Genomic DNA, 16,376 nt, shown 5'->3' with positions numbered 1-16,376 from the left:
GTTATTGATCTCGCAATCGACAGCAAGCTTCTAAAATCGGAAGTCTTGTCACGGGAACGGAAATCCGAACCCGGGCCATGGTCGTTCAGCAAAAGACCGGTCGTCCGGTTCAGTTCGAAATTACTGCAGATGTGAGGGCAAGTTTACTTGCATGGCTTGAGCGTCGTGGTGGAACAGTCGACGACTACGCCTTTCCCAGCCGAGTCGACCATGCCGATCATCTGAGCACCCGCCCAGTATGCTCGATTGGTGGATAGAATGTAACAAGCCACTACGAGTACGAGCGCTGCGAACATGCGGTTGAGGATGTTCTTGTAGGCGCTGAGCCGTGTAGCGAGGAGCATGCCGAGTACGCCGCCGACGATGCCACCCCCGATGAACTCCGCGGCGAGCCACCAGTCCACCAAGCCTGAGCTGGCATAGTTCAGGGCCGTCGCCAGCCCGAACGCACCGACGGAGAGGAGAGATGTGCCGATGGCGTTGATCATCGGCATGCCCGTCGCCAGCATCAAGCCGGGAACGATCAGGAAGCCCCCGCCGATGCCGAAGAAGCCGGAGGCAGCGCCGGCGACGAGTGCCACGGCCGCTGTTGCGAGGCACATCCTGAGGTCGACGGGACGGCACTCGACCGCCATTGCCTTCTTGGGCTTCAGCATCAGGACACCGACGACGATCATGAGGACGCCGAACAGAAAGATCAGGCGGTCCCCTTCCATCGCCTTGCCCAGGCTGGAGCCGCCGAGGGCGCCGAGGACGCCGAGCGCAGAGAAGACGGCTGCGCAGCGCCACCAGACGTGACCCCTGATCGCGTGGCTCGCGAAGTTCGTAAAGGCATTCAGCGAGACGGCAAGCGCACCCGTTCCGATCGCGATATGCGGCTGCGTCACCCCGACGACGTAGAGGATCAGCGGCGTCGCCAGGATGGACCCGCCGCCGCCTAGGAGGCCGAGCATGAAGCCGACGATCCCGCCGGAGCCGACTGCCGCCAAAATAGAGGTGCTCACGTCCGTCTGCTCCATACTCTGTCGTACAAGGTCATGCCGACCAACATCGCGAGGACGAACAGCGCTGTCTGCGGGATGCCACTCGACAGGGACGCAACCGCCGGACCCGGACAGAAGCCGCCGATCCCCCAGCCCAGGCCGAAGAAGGCCGAGCCGATCACCAGTGGCGCGTCGATCCGCCGGCTCGTAGGCACATGGAAACTGTCGTCGAAGGCTGGATGCCGCATACGCTTCATCACCTGCATGCCGATGAAGGCGACGACGACGGCGCCGCCGAGGACGAAGGCAAGGCTCGGATCCCATGTGCCGAACACGTCGAGGAAGCCCTGGACGCGGACCGGGTTCAGCATGCCGGATAAAGACAGGCCGAAACCGAAGACGATGCCCGAGGCGAGAGCGGCCCCGAACTGGTAGATGTTCCTGTTCATAGTCCGAGACCTCGCAGAACTGCGACGGCAAACACGCCGGCCGTCAGGAACGTGGCGACCGCCACCATCGATCGCGGCGACAGGCGGGCAAGCCCGAGAACGCCGTGACCGCTGGTGCAGCCCGATCCCATGCGCGAGCCAAAGCCGACGAGCAGCCCCGCGACGATGATCAGCGGCCAGCCGGCGGTGATCTGCACGGCCGGCCAGCCGCCGAACACCAGCAGGTAGGTGAGCGGCCCAAGCAGCAGCCCGAGCACAAACGCGAGATTGGTGGTCAAGCCGACGCCTTGGGCGAGACGCCCGACGATCCCGCTGATCCCGGCAATCCGGCCGTTGAGGAGCAGAAGCATGACGGCCGATGCGCCGATCAGCATGCCGCCGAGCAGAGGTGGGAGGTACGTGCTCATTTGTCTTCCTTCACGCAGAAGATGTCATAGAGCGCGGCCACCAGTTGCGCGGCCTTCTCTTCCGTCAGGCCGTAAAAGATCTGTTTTCCCTCCCGGCGGGTTTCGACGATGCCCGAGCCGCGCAGCACCGTCAGGTGCTGCGACAGATGCGGCTGGTGGACGTCGACCTTCTCTTCGATCTCGCCGACCGAATACTCGCCCTCCACAAGAGTGCAGACGATCATCAGGCGCGCCGGATGGGACAGCGTTTTCAGGAGGACTGCGACTTCTCCGGCCCGGTTGGCCATTTCGGCGGGGGAAAGCCCCGCCTTCATCATTGCCTTAAGGTCGATACTCATTCCCATGCTGCTCCCTGTAATGTATCGAGGGGAAACTTGAGGTAGCGCTTGCCGTTGGCTTCCGGCTCCGGTAGGCGCCCGCCGCGGATGTTCACCTGCAAGGCATGCAGGATGAGCTTCGGCATCGGCAGCGTCTTGTCGCGCTTTGTCCGCAGCGCCACGAACTCTTCCTCGCTGACGCCGGCAAGATGCGGGTTGGACTTCTTCTGCTCGGCCACCGTGCTTTCCCAACGGGGTGCGCGCCCGTCCGGCTGATAATCGTGGCCCGTGAAGATCCGCGTCTCGTCCGGGAGTGCGAGGATTTCCTGGATCGACTTCCACAGGACGCGGGCATCGCCGCCGGGAAAGTCGGCCCGAGCCGTGCCGCTGTCGGACATGAAGAGCGTGTCGTGCACGAAGGCCGCGTCGCCGATAACGTAGGTAATGGAGGCAAGCGTATGTCCTGGCGAGAACAGCACCTTCGCATCGATGGAGCCGACCTTAAAGGTCTCGCCATGAGCGAAGAGCCGGTCCCATTGCGAGCCATCGGCGGCAAGTTCGGGCCAGTTGTAGATGCCCTTCCATAGCTCCTGGACGTCCACGACCCGTTCGCCGATAGCAGTTCGGGCGCCCGTCTTCTCCTTCAGGTACTGGGCTGCGGAGAAATGATCCGCATGCGGGTGGGTGTCGAGAATCCACTCGACCGTCAGATCTTTTTCGCGGACGTAGTCGAGAATTGCGTCGGCATTGATGGTCGCCGTTGCTCCGGCCTTCTCGTCGAAGTCGAGGACTGGGTCGATGATGGCACACTTGCGGGTCGCGGGATCGGACACCACGTACTGGACGCTCCAGGTGCGTTTGTCGAAGAAGCCCTTCACCTGCGGCCGGCGCGCGGCATGCCTCTCCAGCCAAGCTGCGGCGGAAGAAGTGTCGAAGCCGCGGCTGCGTCCGAATTCAACGAACTCGTCGGCTGACACCCGGCCATCAATCACCTCGCCAATGAGGTAGAGGTTCAGCGAACGCTTGCCGGTCTGGCAATGTGCAAGAACGGGGCCTTCCGACTCATCGACCGCCCGCTGAAAGGCACGTACGTCCGCTTCGGTGATCGTGTCGGCCGTGACAGGAATGAACGCGTAGGACAGGTCGCAGTGCTTCGCTTCCTGGCTTTCGGCTTGCGTTCCCGGCTGGGAAGGATCCTCGTTGTCCGGTCGGTTGTTGATGAGTGTCGTGAATCCTTGGTCGCGCAACGACCGGACGTCCTCGACACTTGGCTGCGGCGAGACCGACAGTTTCTCGGATATTGCGGTGATAGGCATGACTGGCTCCATGTATCATCAATATACGATCTAATATATTGTATAATGATATGCGTTCAAGATCAGGCGCGGAACTTTGTGCTCGCCCGTGGTTCCCGGCGCAGAGGAGAAGCACCATGGCGACGGCAGCGAACCGGGTGAGCGCCCAGACATCCGACGAAATCAACCGACGCCTGCGCTGGCAGATGGAGGAGAGGCTCGCCTACTACGAGGCTCATACCGATCAGATCGAAACAAGGCTGGCGGAACTTGACCGGGAGTGGGAATCAGCAAACGCTCGAGGCGAATGCTTCCACATTTGCCTTCACGGGAAGCAGCAGTAAGGCGCGCCATCCACTGCTTTAGCTAAGGCGGCGATAAATTCCGCTACCTGGGTCGGTGAATGCTTCCGGGTGAAGCGCGGATCGGTGACACCGGCCGTCATCCGTTGAATCAAAATCGCTGAGCCAAGAACGGCAGATTTGTTCAGTCGGGAGCTCGAAATCTACCAGTCCGCAATCGGCCCTATCCAGCGCGATGACGGTGCGTAATGCATTTTATACGCGAAGCGGAAACCATCCGATTTGAGGGTGCGATATGTGGATTTTACAAGCCTCTGTGCAGTCGGGCCGCATCCAAACGTCCCATCAAAGCCCGCCCCCTCCTTATAGAGCTTCGACATTCAAGCATGCGTGAACGTGCCCCGACGCAATCTCTCGCAACTGCGGACGCGTCCGTCTGCAATGCTCGGTCGCAATTGGACAGCGGGGATGGAAATGGCAGCCGGAGGGCGGGTTGAGCGGCGAGGGGATTTCGCCCTGGATCGGCATGAACTTACGTCGCTGCAGTGCGATCTTCGGCATGCCGAGCCCGGGCGATGCCCACGCGCTGACGCTGACCGCCGGAAAATTGATGAGGGTAGCGGCCGACGCTGTCCGGGGGCAGGCCGACGCGCGCAAGGATGTCGACCACATAATCCTTCACCCGTGAGCGCGGCACTAGCCCGTGCAGGACCGCCGCCTCGCCGACGATCTCGCCGACGCGCAGGCGCGGATTGAGAGAGGAAAGCGGATCCTGGAAGACCATCTGGATTTTCAGTGCATCGCGCTTACGGGTAAGGAAGCTATCGTAGGGCTCACCGCGGAAGTGCCGCTCGCCGGAGGAGGCAGGCAGGATGCCGGCGATCATCCGCGCCAGTGTCGATTTCCCGCAGCCGGATTGGCGTGGTCCAGCGGACGCTGATCTTGCTGATCACCATTCCGGCCGGGATTTGGCCAAGCGCGTAGAACAGGAAGAAGGTACTGACGATCAGACCCGCTTCGGTGTTCGAGCTACAATTCTTCCTCGATGTGAGGAAGCGCAATGCCGATATTGGCCCGGTCTGCCGCCGCCAGTGCATATCCGATAAAGATGAACGTGAGAACGACCCAGCGACAGCGTCATGCGCCTCGCTCGTTGCTTGCGACTGTTATTCGTCTGGGGAGCGATTGGCGGACACGCTCACTTCGCGTAAGCGCCGGTGTAGGTGCCAGCCGCGATCTGGGCCATTATGTCTTCTTCCTTACGGGCCTGAGCCAGAGTGGCCTCAAGAAGCGCCGGTGCCTCCTCTTGTGTGAAAGCGACGACCCCATCCTGATCACCGACCACGATGTCACCAGGGGATACGACCATGCCGTTCAACGGGACTGGCGCATTGATAAAGCCCGGTCCATTTGTCGTTTGGCACTTAAACGTAAGAATGCGGCTGTTTCTTTCTTGTTTGGCATTTAATTTGAGACTCTATGGGCAAAGAATCTCAAATTAAGTGCAACTGCGAAGACGTATAGTTTGACGGTTCGTAGCGATCGGGGAAAGGCTTTGGGACGCGCCGCATCAGCAGGCGGCGGGCAATCTCGCTTGGCGACACCCAGTTTTGAATGCCATGCTCGGCCTCGTCGTCGAGTGTCCGTTCTCCTATCAGCGCAGCATGGTGGTAACGACTGAAGGGAGAGGAGCGGTCAAGTCCGCCAATGCCCTGAAGGGGGGCCTCAAAAAGCGGGCAGGTGATCCGCCACCCTTCGGCATGCGGAGCCGATAAGTACCAGCGACACCAGACGATCAAGTTTCATGTTTGGTCGCTTTTCTAACGTGCAAACGCCTCGAACGGGTTGGCTTCGGTGATTTGACTCAGTAAAGCCTCATCCACTCCAGCAACCTTGAGCGAAGGCATCAGCCTGCTAATAAGGTGAGTATACGGTTTCGGCACGCCACCGCCGGGCTGCGCGGGGTCGTACCACCCGGCGTCGTGACTCAGCAATAAATGATGGACTAACTGTGATTCGATGGCTCGAGTCACCATACCAACCAGCTCATCATCAGGTGCCCGCCCCACATGATCATACTCAATCCATGCTCCGCGATCGACCAGCGCCCGATGCAGTTCGAAGTCCTTTTCCTCCTGGGTGTGAATGGAGATGAAACGACCCGCCGAGCAACCTTCGGCCTCCAGGATGTTCAATTGCTCCATAGCGACTCTGCCCCGAATCGTATGTGAACCGATCACCGCGTCGGTTTGGACGGAAGCCCGCGCCGCTGCCCGAAGAATACGGGCTTCCAGTGGAGTAATCCCATCATCGCCGGCACTTAACTTGATCCATCCTGCAACGACGCCACTGTCCTCGATGCCGTCGGTGAGCTCGCTTACCATCCATCGCTCCAGGGCGTCCTCTGTTGCGCTTGCTATCCAGGCCGGTATCCAGGGCTCCCGATAGTTGCCGGTGGGTACCACGATGGGAAAGTCAGTCGCCTGTGAAACGGCAAGATCGATATCGGCGCGTCGCCCAACGCCGGAGGTCGTGCACTCGACGAGCGCAGTGACGCCTTGCGCCTTGATCGCTTCGATTTGCGGCGCCATCAGCATCACGACCTCGTCGATATCAGCCTGGGCGTAGCCGGTCGCATCTGGCACTCTGAGATCGACGAACACGTGTTCGTGCGGGAGGATTATTCCGATCTCTTCGCGGCACTTAGGTCCCAAGGTCGTGTAAAGGTGCTTCGTCATGTTGACTTCATCAGTCTCTTTGAATCACTGCATGCAGGGCGGTGCTTTGCCCGCGTGACGACAATCTGTCCGGACGGGCTGGCCATCAAGATCTTTTGCACTTCAAAGAAAAAGAGCAAGCAAAAGATACAAGGGACGAGCGGGCGCTTCGTTCTCCCTGAACCGCGCCGTTTGGGTTTCCGACACCATCGCCGAACATTGAAATGCGCCATGATACCGGGTAATTTTATGGTCGGCAGTAGCGCATCGGAGTGTTGTTCTGTGAGCGAGAGCCTTACGACTGTTGGCGAGGCACCGCCAAACTAGCCCCCTGAGATCAACATGCAGTTCAAGCGCAACGAAATTCACGAGCTGTCGACTTTTCTCGCGATCGTCCAGTATCGCAGCTTCCGGAAAGCAGCGGATCATTTGGATGTAACAGCTTCGGCGCTGAGCCACAGCATGAAAGCGCTCGAGCAAAGGCTCGGCGTTCGGCTGCTTAATCGAACCAGCCGCAGCGTTGCGCCAACCGCTGCCGGAACAGCTCTCGCAGAAAAGATTTCTGCCGGGCTCGCGCTTATCACCTCTGGATTGGAAGACTTGAAGGGGCACCATCAGGGGGCGGCCGGCAGCATTCGCATCAACGTTCTGAAAGATGCCGCCGTTTTGCTTTTGAGGCCGGCCATTCCAATCTTCCAGCAGCGCTTCCCGAACGTCGAGCTCGAGGTCGCCGTGGACGACCAATTTGTCGATGTTACCGCGGAGGGCTTCGACGCCGGTATCAGATATAGCGGCACCATCCCGGAAGATATGATCGCGATTCCTCTGACGCCTCCGCTGAAATGGGTCGCGGTCGCGGCCCCTGACTATCTCAAAAACCACGGTCGCCCGGCGATGCCGGATGACCTTCATTCCCACCATTGCATCCGGATCCGGACAGGCCGCGGGCAGATCTACAAGTGGGAGTTCGAACGCGGCGACGATCGGCGCGAGATCGACGTTCCCGGATCGCTGATTTCCGGTGAAACCGATCTCGCAATCAATGCGGCCATCGAAGGCGCCGGGGTGTCCTTTTGCCTGGAAAGACTTGCAAGCCCCTACGTGTCAGCAGGGCGCCTCGAAGTTGTTCTGCCGAAGTGGGCCTCAATGGGGCCGCCGCTTTCAATGTACTACTCCAGCAGACGGCAGCTTCCCTTCGGCGTCGAAGCGCTGATCAAGGTCGTTCGAAACCTCAATGGATTCTAGGGTCGTATCGGACCAATGAATCCTGTTCAACGGTTCAGTGATTTTGAATCTATTGATTCATCGCTGTTCAACGTTGTACCGACTCCTCCGAACCTTCGTATGCACCGGCTTTGAGTGCCGGGCTTCGTTCCAGGAGGAGTGGAAATCAAATGAGTAAGCGGATCGTATTTACCGGCGGAAGCGGCAAGGCGGGCCGCCATGCCGTTCCATATCTGTTGAACAAGGGACATAAGGTACGCAACCTCGACCTCGTCCCGCTGGACTGCCCCGGCGTGCAGACACTAATCACGGATCTGACCGATGGCGGCCAGACCTTCAACGCTTTGTCGATGCATTTCAGCGGCGCGGAGCTGCAGACGGGAGGCGGACCGGCAAAGGTTGATGCCGTCGTGCATTTCGCTGCGATCCCAAGCCTGCTGCTCAAGCCGGACAATCAGACCTTCGCGGTCAATGCGATCTCGACTTACAACGTCATCGAGGCCGCGGTGAAACTTGGCATCCGCAAGGTGATCATCGCCTCGAGCGAGACGACCTACGGCGTCTGTTTTGCAGAGGGTGACAAGGATTTTCATTCATTGCCGCTTGAAGAAGACTACGACACCGATCCGATGGACAGCTACGGCTTGTCCAAAGTCGTCAATGAAAAGACCGCGCGAGCGTTTGCAATGCGTAGCGGGGCCGACGTCTATGCCCTGCGGATCGCCAACGTCATCGAACCGCATGAGTACGACCGTTTCCCGGGGTTCTTTGCTGATCCGCCATCACGGAAACGCAATGCCTGGAGTTACATCGACGCACGGGATCTGGGGCAGATCGTCGATCTTTGCCTGCAGGTCGATGGCCTTGGCTTTCAGATCTTCAACGCGGTTAACGACACCATCACGGCGACGGAGCCAACGCGCGACTTTTTGGGCCGCTGGGCTCCGAACACGCCCATCGTTCGAGAACTCGGGGAGTTCGAAGCGCCCCTGTCCAACCGGAAGATTCGGGAAGTTCTTGGTTTCAAGGAAGAACACAACTGGCGGAAATACGTTCCTGGCTTGTGATTTCTAGCTTGTGATGTCGTGCGGCCCACCGCCGGCAGGGCCAATTGTTAACTTGGAGAAAAAGTCATGAAAACCGTGAGACTTGGCAAGACCGGGCTTGAAGTCAGCCGCATCTGCTTCGGCTGCATGTCGTTCGGCAAGCAGACGGAAGAGCGCCCTTGGGTTCTCGGGCTTGATGAGGCGCGGCCGATGTTCAAGCGCGCCTGGGACGCCGGCATCAATTTCTTCGATACGGCCAACGTTTACGCGCAGGGCACCAGCGAAGAGATAACCGGTGCACTGCTCAAGGAACTGGCGCCCCGGCAGGAGATCGTGCTCGCGACCAAGGTGTTTGGCCGCATGCGTCCGGGGCCGAACGGCCAGGGCCTTTCCCGCGTCGCGATCCTGGCCGAGATTGACAACAGCCTGCGCCGCCTCGGCACCGACTATGTCGACCTCTACCAGATCCACCGTTTCGACCCGTTCACGCCGGTCGAAGAGACGATGGAGGCCCTGAACGACGTCGTGCGCGCCGGCAAGGCGCGCTATATCGGCGCGTCCTCTATGTGGGCATGGCAGTTTTCCAAGCTGCAGCACGTAGCCCAACTCAACGGTTGGACGAAGTTTGTTTCGATGCAGGACCAGGTGAGCCTCACCTATCGCGAGGAAGAACGCGAGATGCTGCCGCTCTGCGGCGATCAGGGTATCGCCGTCTTGCCATGGAGCCCGCTCGGTGGCGGCAAACTCACCCGCCCCTGGGGCACCGAGACTAGGCGCGCCACGACCGACCGCTACAACAAGACGATGTATGAAAAGGCCGATGACCGCGACATAGTCGATGCCGTCGAAGCCGTCGCCAAGGCGCGCAACACCTCCATGGCGCAGGTCGCGATGGCCTGGGTGATGCAGAAGCCGGTCGTGACCTCGCCGATCGTCGGCGTCAGTAAAATGAGCCATCTCGAAGATGCGATCGCAGCTGTTGACGTCGAACTCACCGGCGATGAAATCAAGAGGCTTGAATCCCCATACAAGCCGCTGCAGGTAGGCGGTTTCTGAGCAGAGCGAGGAATGAGACGTTGCGATGCGCTTTACATATTCTAATCATCGACAACACCGGACCCCGCCTTTCGGGACCGCAAATTGGCCGTCTTTCCAGACATCCTCGAGCTTGTCGGAATCGTCGCAGAGATAGACTGGCACATGGTAATTCCGCGTGATGGCAGACTATCGAAAGCTCGTAAAAGTTGGTACTGCGGATCGCCGGCATGCCGTGGTGCTGTACGGGCCTCGCGAATGAAGCTGGTCTTCGCGTCGGTACGCGAAGGTACGAGTATATGTGGTTAGAAACGCCCACGCCTTCGCCGCAACAATGCAATCGATGGACGTTGACACCCCGTTCGGCCGATCGTGGAGGACCGATGCTTTCATTGCTTGCGAGGAAGAGGGCAGCGGACGCTCCGGCGTCCGCTGCCGTTTCGCTATCAAGAAAAAGTCGGGTCTAGCGCGCCCGAGTTGTAACGCTTTGCCATTTCCGAAAGCGGAAGCGGCCGGATTTGCGAAGCCTTGCCCGCCGTTCCGAACTGTTCGAACCGTTCCTTGCAGAGCTTCGTCAGCGCCACCATGGCCGGCTTCAGATATTTGCGTGGATCGAATTCGCTGGGGTCTTCCTGCAGAACACGCCGGACCTGGCCGGTCATCGCCATTCGGACATCGGTATCGATGTTGATCTTGCGAACACCATTCTTGATACCGCGCTGTATTTCCTCGACCGGCACGCCCCATGTCGGCTTCATCTGGCCGCCGTACTGGTTGATGATTTCCTGCAGCTCGACCGGGACCGATGATGAGCCGTGCATCACCAGATGAATATTCGGCAGCTTCTCGTGAATCTGCTCGATGACGTTCATCGCCAGCACCGAGCCGTCCGGCTTGCGGCTGAACTTATAGGCGCCGTGCGATGCGCCCATCGCAATCGCCAGCGCATCGACCCTAGTTTCACGGACGAATTTGACGGCTTCGTCCGGATTAGTCAGAAGCTGATCTTGCGAGAGCTTGCCTTCGGCTCCGTGGCCGTCCTCGGCTTCGCCCATGCCGGTCTCCAGCGAACCTAGGACGCCGAGTTCACCCTCCACAGAAACGCCGCCGAGATGAGCCATCTCCGTCACCTGTTTGGTGACCCCGACATTGTAGTCCCAATCGGCCGGTGTTTTGGCATCCGCCTTGAGCGAGCCATCCATCATGACGGATGTGAAGCCGGCTTGAATGGCGGTCATGCAACTGGACGGTTCGTTGCCGTGATCGAGGTGCACGCAGACCGGGATGTGGGGATAGATTTCGACGACCGCATCCATCATGTGCTTCAGCATGATGTCGTTGGCATAGGCTCGGGCGCCCCGAGAAGCCTGCATGATCGCGGGCGCGTCGAGCGAATCGGCGGCCTCCATGATCGCGAGGGCCTGTTCCATATTGTTGATATTGAATGCGGGCACTCCGTAGCATTTTTCTGCGGCGTGATCGAGCAACTGTCTTAATGTGATGCGTGCCATCAAGCTCTCTCCTTCTGAGCAGCCCTAAATGGGGCAGAAGATAAGTGCATGGATCCTCATTATAGCGAGGATTGGTTGAAACCCGAAGCGTTACTGCGACCTCAGCAAATATAAAAGACCGGCTCCGCATCGCACGGGGAGCACTTCGCGCAAAAGCGGCCGGCATTTGGCACAAATCCAATCCTCGAGAACTATCTGGACGGACTGGGTTTGACACCGGCCGGACATTGCTCAGCGTCAACGTAACGGCTGGCACGACTGCCGCGGCCGCCGGAATCTTCCCCGCCACGTTGCGGGCCTCGCGGGCTCTATGTGGACACCCTTCGACTCTCTCAAAAGCCGTTCGATTCTGACTCGAATAGCCAACGACCTCGGCACCGCGCTCGGCACCGCGCCTCATGAGTTTGGTGGCGTGCCCCGACCGCAATTTGTAGCTCGTGCCGATTATAGCAGCATCAGAGAAGATCGTTCGTAGCTTCCAACTCCGCTGGTCAACGATTTCTTGCCTAGCTCGACCTGCATCTCGATGGACTCTGGGCGCACTCGACTTGTTATGGTAATGGTATTGCTGTAAATTCTAAATTAGTTACTTGAGCTAACGATCCGGAGACCACTTAGATGCGCGGGGACAAAAAGCAGCCAGTAAGATGAGAAGCCTGATCAACGATCAATGGCCCTGTTCACGCTCTTCATCACCGACCCGGTCGTTCAACATCTTCCCGGCCTGATGTCAAACGCGATATGGCGCAGAATGCTCCCCGTGGCAGGCCGGGCACAAATGCTGGTGGGCCGAATCTTGAGGCATGCCGACGACGCGGGAATCGTGCTAACCTTACATTGGGGATTCCGTGCGCAGCCGACTGGCATCGTGCTCGCTCACGACGCTCTACGCCGCCGCCCGTCGGCGTAAAATAGAAGTGGCGGCCTGAGCTATGGACGCAATTCTTGTCATCAATGCAGGCTCGTCGAGCCTGAAATTTCAGATCTTCGAGATCCCCGACACCGGCCCCAAACGCTGCATCCGGGGCCAGATCGATGGCATCGGCGTGCGACCTCGTCTCGTGGCGAGCGCCGCCGACGGAGCGGTCCTGGTTGATCGCCGATATACGCCAGACGTGGTCGACCACCTGCCGGCGGCAATTGCTGAAACCCGCGCCTGGCTGCAGACTCTCGAGGGTTTCACGCTCCGCGCCATCGGCCATCGCGTTGTCCATGGCGGTCCGGACTACGCAAAACCGATCCTGATCAACCACGACATCCTGGACACGCTCGCCACTTTCCAGGAGCTTGCGCCGCTGCACCAGCCAAACAACCTGGCGCCCATCCGGCTCGCCATGGAGATCAATCCGGATGTGCCGCAGGTCGCTTGTTTCGACACGGCTTTCCATCGCGGTCACGCCCCGCATACGGATTGTTACGCCTTGCCATCGACCTATTACGAGCATGGCGTGCGCCGATACGGCTTCCACGGCCTGTCCTACGAATATATCGCCGAGCGGTTGACCGAAGTCGCCCCCGGCATCGCAGGTGGACGCGTTATTGTTGCCCACCTCGGCAGCGGCGCCTCCATGTGTGCGCTGAAGGAGGCGCGCAGCGTGGAGACGACGATGGGCTTCACTGCGCTCGACGGCTTGCCGATGAGCACCCGGCCGGGACAGATGGATCCCGGTGTCGTGCTGTACTTGATCGATCAAAAGGGCATGACCGCAGCGGAGGTGACTGATCTCCTTTACAGGTCGTCCGGCCTGAAGGGCCTTTCCGGCTTCTCAGGTGATATGCGCGATCTTCTTGTCAGCGCCGACGCGCGTGCCGCCTTCGCGATCGATCACTTCGTCCATCGCTGTGGGCTGAGTGTCGGCACGCTTGCCGCCGCGCTCGGAGGTCTCGACGCGTTCGTGTTTACAGCCGGCGTCGGGGAGAACTCAGCCCAGATCCGCGCCCGCATCAGCGAACGGCTTGCCTGGCTCGGCGCCGAACTCGATCCCGCGGCCAATGAAGCGGGCGCGACTCTCATTTCCGCTCCGGCAAGCCGCGTTGCACTCTATGTTCTGCCGACGGATGAGGAACTGATGATCGCGCGCCATACGCTTGCGCTCATCACAACGTCCTGAAAGCTGCATTCATAAGAGGAGACATCGAGTTTGGCGTGATCACACAGTCGGCCGCAGCCTTCGCGATGCTCGTAGGCGCGTTCTCGCTTATTGTCACCCAGTTCCACTCTATCTCGAACTTTGCCGTAGTGGTCGCTCGGCTCAACTCCTTACTGGAGGCAATCGAAAAATCACGAACAACCGCAGAGTCGGCCATCGAGATTGTCGAGCGAGGAGGGTGTTTGGCCTACGAGCGGCTATCCTCGCTGTCATCAAACGGCACTCCTCTGCTGAAGGAGTTGTCGGTATCGATCCCGCTCGGGACCCTCGTGTTGCTCACCGGACCTAGTCAGGCTCCGGGAACGGCGTTGTTCAGAGCGACGGCGGGCATTCCGACGCCCGGCACAGGGCGCATAATTCGCCCTGGTTCCGACGACATCGTGTTTCTCAAGCAACGACCTTATCTGCCGCCAGGTACGTTGCGCCAGATTCTTGTGCGTCTGGAGAATGCAGGCGAAATTTCGGATGAACGAATGTTCCAGGTGTTGCGCGAACTTGATCTCGAACGGGTCGTGAGCCAGACGGGCGGGTTGGATAAGGAGCAAGGCTGGGAAATGTCGCTTTCGCTGACCGAGCAGCAGCTCTTAGCCGTTGCGAAAGTTCTGCTCGCGCCGCCGCAGGTCGTCTTCCTGGATCGAGTCGACACGACGCTGGGGTCCAAAAAGCTCCGCAAGATCCTGCGCCTCCTTTCCGACCGTTCGATCACCTGCATCAATAACGGAGAAGCCCACGACGCGCGTGATCTGTATCACGCGGTCCTTAAGTACAGTGAGGATGGTCGGTGGAAGTGGACACCGAACCGAGCCTGATCTTTACTGGAATGGCTCGCAATAACTACCGACCAATCACGGTCAAGAGCAACGCCGGTACAGCCGCCGAGGTGCTGAGCCGCGATCAAGCTCCCTGCGGAACGTTCTTGAAAGCACGTGGCTTTCAATCAGACTGCAGCGACAGCCATCCGCCCGAGAAGCCCGCCCGGCACAGGCCAGCCAGTAGGCCCGTCCGGTAGTTCTCGACCGCCAGCACGATCGGCCCCTAGTCGATGCCGAAGTGACACGGAGATATCCACCATTCTGTGGGATTGTCTTCCACCGCAAACGACTGATTGAATGACGGCTTGAATCCGTAAAGGCGCGTCATTCCAAGGGGCATCCGGGCAAAGTTGCGGACCGTCGGTACGACGGTCTCTGGTGCGAATGGCAGCGAGGCAATGACAACCCACGGGGCGATCGTCCCATCGTCAGGGCCAAACGGAGCAACGCGGGCGATATAGTCGAAGAACTGCCGCTCGACACCATTGACCTTCCGCGTGATCCAGCCGAGCCCGTCGCACGCCGTGAAGCCCCAGCAATATTGCCCGTAGCCGACGAAGTTCATTGAATTGCGTATCGCGTACTCCTGCTGCGCAAAGACCCCGAAAGTCCACCCAAAGATGCGACAGCTGATGGGTGAAAAAGGGCCCCCCGAATAGAGCAGCCCGCGGCCGTAGATGCCTTTCCATTCGTAGGTCGCGGTGCAGGCGGCATAGCTTTCCGGCTCCAGCCGGTGGTTCGGCGAACCCAGGCCCAGGAAGTAAAGCAGCAAGCCCTCGTCGTAACCGCGCCAGCGGTGAGGAATGAATCCATTTTCTGGCGTCCAACCGTCCGTCAACGTGAGTTCGCCGTTGCAGGCCCAGCTCCAGTCCGCACGATCATAACGCTGGTTGGCAAGCCGGCGGACTTCCGCTTCCTCGGCGGTGTCGCGATCGAAAAAGGTGGCAACTGTCAGAGCACCTGCGAACAGGAATGCCGAATCTATGGTGGACAATTCGTATTGCCAGACTCGGCGACCGTTTTCGATGTCCAGAAAATGGTAGAAGAAGCCCTTGTAGCCGGATGCGTCCGGCTCCGGCCCCTGCGGCAACTCCATCAGATATCTTAACTGCCTGCGAGCGATCTTCGCCGCAAATTGGCGGCTGATTACGCCGCGCTCTACGACAACGGGACTTGACGTGCCGCTCTGCGCGTCACCGCGGATGAAGAGCATGACTGCTGCACCCAGTTCCGAAAGCAGCCAGTGGGCTTTGCACGAGCCATACCCGCGAGCGAAATTTCTACCAGGCAATCATGCGTAAGCTATGCAGGATGACCTGCAGACCAAGAGCTGCCTGGGTTACCCCGAGCACCACTGCCAATACCTGAAGCGAAGTTCCTATCCACCTCAGAATGGTCTCTGCGAACATCATGGCCACCCAGTCCAGCGCCAGGATCAGCAATACGATAGCAGCCACGGTGAGGCCTTCCGCGTTGCGGCCGCCCGCCAACGTCGCGAAAACGATTACCGCGGCGATACCATAAGGCGTGACAATCGTCGGAAACGCCAACGGTGTAAGGGCCAGTCTCAGATCTGGCGGTTGGCCCGGCTCAGTCGGCCGATCCGGCAGGCTGGCAGATTGCTGCAAGATGGTTCGCAAGGCCACGAGAAACAAGATGATGCCTCCGGTCATCGCCAGTACAGGCAGTGAGATTTCGAAATTCTCAAGCATGGTACGGCCAAGCAAGCCGGCGATTGCCAGCGCGGCCGCCGAAAAGAGGATCGCTCTCCTGGCCATCGAACGTCGAAAGGGAGGATTGCAGTTGCTTGTGATGGTCACGAAAGGCACCAGGATCTTGATCGGGCCAAGCATCAGAAAAAGCATGAAGAACATTTTCCGCGCGCCGAACTCCACCTCCGGCGTGCCCGCTCCAAGCGGCGACTGCGCAAAGGATTGCATCGGAAAACAGGCAGGCAGGATCATCGCCAGAGCGAGGATCAGGAGAATCGATCGACCAGCGCGCCGCTGCCGGGGTTGTTCATGATAGATTGATTGGCGCAAGCCAATAAGGCCGAGCCCGTAAGATAGGGCAGCCCCAGGGGATATGTCCCGCAGCCACGTCAACGATGACCAGTCTCCAGCCAAGA

General features: G+C 59.5%; 17 protein-coding genes and 1 pseudogene. 6 read left to right on the top strand and 12 right to left on the bottom strand.

The features are described from left to right. Positions 1 to 143: 143 nt before the first annotated feature. The 5 genes from ACZ9BX_RS20755 to blh are packed head-to-tail and all read right to left on the bottom strand — an operon-like array spanning position 144 to position 3,472. Positions 144 to 1,019: a sulfite exporter TauE/SafE family protein gene (locus ACZ9BX_RS20755; RefSeq protein WP_244564829.1), complete on the bottom strand. Its 876-nt coding sequence runs from the start codon at positions 1,017 to 1,019 to the stop codon at positions 144 to 146. Further along, on the bottom strand, positions 1,001 to 1,432 hold the full coding sequence (locus ACZ9BX_RS20750) for a YeeE/YedE family protein (protein ID WP_132568738.1): 432 nt from the start codon (positions 1,430 to 1,432) through the stop codon (positions 1,001 to 1,003). Before ACZ9BX_RS20750 ends, ACZ9BX_RS20755 begins: the two co-directional genes overlap by 19 nt. Further along, positions 1,429 to 1,839, bottom strand: coding sequence for a YeeE/YedE family protein (locus tag ACZ9BX_RS20745; protein ID WP_132568739.1), 411 nt, complete (start codon positions 1,837 to 1,839; stop codon positions 1,429 to 1,431). Before ACZ9BX_RS20745 ends, ACZ9BX_RS20750 begins: the two co-directional genes overlap by 4 nt. Beyond that, complete coding sequence (gene bigR, locus ACZ9BX_RS20740; RefSeq protein ID WP_132568740.1) at positions 1,836 to 2,183, bottom strand: sulfite-sensing transcriptional repressor BigR; 348 nt, start codon at positions 2,181 to 2,183, stop codon at positions 1,836 to 1,838. The genes ACZ9BX_RS20745 and bigR overlap by 4 nt, the downstream gene beginning before the upstream one ends. Continuing rightward, positions 2,174 to 3,472, bottom strand: coding sequence for a bifunctional sulfur transferase/dioxygenase Blh (blh, locus tag ACZ9BX_RS20735; RefSeq protein WP_132568741.1), 1,299 nt, complete (start codon positions 3,470 to 3,472; stop codon positions 2,174 to 2,176). The genes bigR and blh overlap by 10 nt, the downstream gene beginning before the upstream one ends. Positions 3,473 to 3,588: 116 nt before the next feature. Between blh and ACZ9BX_RS20730 the strand changes: the two genes are divergently transcribed. Further along, on the top strand, positions 3,589 to 3,795 hold the full coding sequence (locus ACZ9BX_RS20730; RefSeq protein ID WP_087006135.1) for a hypothetical protein: 207 nt from the start codon (positions 3,589 to 3,591) through the stop codon (positions 3,793 to 3,795). Positions 3,796 to 4,116: 321 nt separating this feature from the next. Here ACZ9BX_RS20730 and ACZ9BX_RS20725 read toward each other — a convergent pair whose 3' ends face one another. The 4 genes from ACZ9BX_RS20725 to ACZ9BX_RS20710 form a co-directional block, all read right to left on the bottom strand. Next, positions 4,117 to 4,281, bottom strand: coding sequence for an oligopeptide/dipeptide ABC transporter ATP-binding protein (locus ACZ9BX_RS20725; RefSeq protein WP_476220256.1), 165 nt, complete (start codon positions 4,279 to 4,281; stop codon positions 4,117 to 4,119). Between the two features lie 4 nt (positions 4,282 to 4,285). Continuing rightward, positions 4,286 to 4,639, bottom strand: coding sequence for an ATP-binding cassette domain-containing protein (locus ACZ9BX_RS20720; protein ID WP_132568743.1), 354 nt, complete (start codon positions 4,637 to 4,639; stop codon positions 4,286 to 4,288). Between the two features lie 312 nt (positions 4,640 to 4,951). Next, the gene (locus tag ACZ9BX_RS20715) at positions 4,952 to 5,191 is read right to left on the bottom strand and encodes an RraA family protein (RefSeq protein ID WP_087006138.1); all 240 of its coding nucleotides are present in this window, start codon (positions 5,189 to 5,191) and stop codon (positions 4,952 to 4,954) included. A gap of 382 nt (positions 5,192 to 5,573) precedes the next feature. Further along, positions 5,574 to 6,491 carry a phosphotriesterase family protein gene (locus ACZ9BX_RS20710; RefSeq protein WP_132568745.1) on the bottom strand — a complete coding sequence of 306 codons (918 nt, stop codon included), beginning with the start codon at positions 6,489 to 6,491 and terminating at the stop codon, positions 5,574 to 5,576. A gap of 321 nt (positions 6,492 to 6,812) precedes the next feature. On the opposite strand from ACZ9BX_RS20710, the gene ACZ9BX_RS20705 reads away from it, so the two are divergent. From ACZ9BX_RS20705 to ACZ9BX_RS20695, 3 genes are all read left to right on the top strand, one after another. Continuing rightward, positions 6,813 to 7,715: a LysR family transcriptional regulator gene (locus ACZ9BX_RS20705; RefSeq protein WP_132568746.1), complete on the top strand. Its 903-nt coding sequence runs from the start codon at positions 6,813 to 6,815 to the stop codon at positions 7,713 to 7,715. 149 nt (positions 7,716 to 7,864) lie between these two features. Beyond that, the gene (locus ACZ9BX_RS20700; protein ID WP_087006143.1) at positions 7,865 to 8,761 is read left to right on the top strand and encodes an NAD-dependent epimerase/dehydratase family protein; all 897 of its coding nucleotides are present in this window, start codon (positions 7,865 to 7,867) and stop codon (positions 8,759 to 8,761) included. Between the two features lie 66 nt (positions 8,762 to 8,827). Beyond that, positions 8,828 to 9,796, top strand: coding sequence for an aldo/keto reductase (locus tag ACZ9BX_RS20695; protein WP_087006146.1), 969 nt, complete (start codon positions 8,828 to 8,830; stop codon positions 9,794 to 9,796). 425 nt (positions 9,797 to 10,221) lie between these two features. Here ACZ9BX_RS20695 and fba read toward each other — a convergent pair whose 3' ends face one another. After that, entirely contained in the window at positions 10,222 to 11,286 is a 1,065-nt protein-coding gene (gene fba / locus ACZ9BX_RS20690; protein WP_132568747.1) for a class II fructose-bisphosphate aldolase, read from the bottom strand. A gap of 932 nt (positions 11,287 to 12,218) precedes the next feature. Here fba and ACZ9BX_RS20685 point away from each other — a divergent pair. After that, positions 12,219 to 13,397 (top strand): acetate/propionate family kinase, encoded by a 1,179-nt coding sequence (locus ACZ9BX_RS20685; protein WP_132568748.1) that lies wholly within the window; start codon positions 12,219 to 12,221, stop codon positions 13,395 to 13,397. Between the two features lie 35 nt (positions 13,398 to 13,432). Next, the gene (locus tag ACZ9BX_RS20680; protein ID WP_245505971.1) at positions 13,433 to 14,245 is read left to right on the top strand and encodes an ATP-binding cassette domain-containing protein; all 813 of its coding nucleotides are present in this window, start codon (positions 13,433 to 13,435) and stop codon (positions 14,243 to 14,245) included. A 124-nt stretch (positions 14,246 to 14,369) separates the two neighbouring features. Here the strand turns inward: ACZ9BX_RS20680 and ACZ9BX_RS20675 are convergent. Both ACZ9BX_RS20675 and ACZ9BX_RS20670 read right to left on the bottom strand, forming a co-directional pair. After that, positions 14,370 to 15,344: pseudogene (locus ACZ9BX_RS20675) on the bottom strand (glucoamylase family protein). A 184-nt stretch (positions 15,345 to 15,528) separates the two neighbouring features. Further along, positions 15,529 to 16,143, bottom strand: a complete 615-nt coding sequence (locus ACZ9BX_RS20670) for a MarC family protein (RefSeq protein ID WP_245505972.1) — start codon at positions 16,141 to 16,143, stop codon at positions 15,529 to 15,531. Between the last annotated feature and the right edge of the window lie 233 nt (positions 16,144 to 16,376).

This window comes from Rhizobium sp. USDA 3886, from assembly GCF_056279785.1.
The sequence above is the reverse complement of the archived record's forward strand: the minus strand, read 5'-3'. Positions and strand labels throughout refer to the sequence as shown.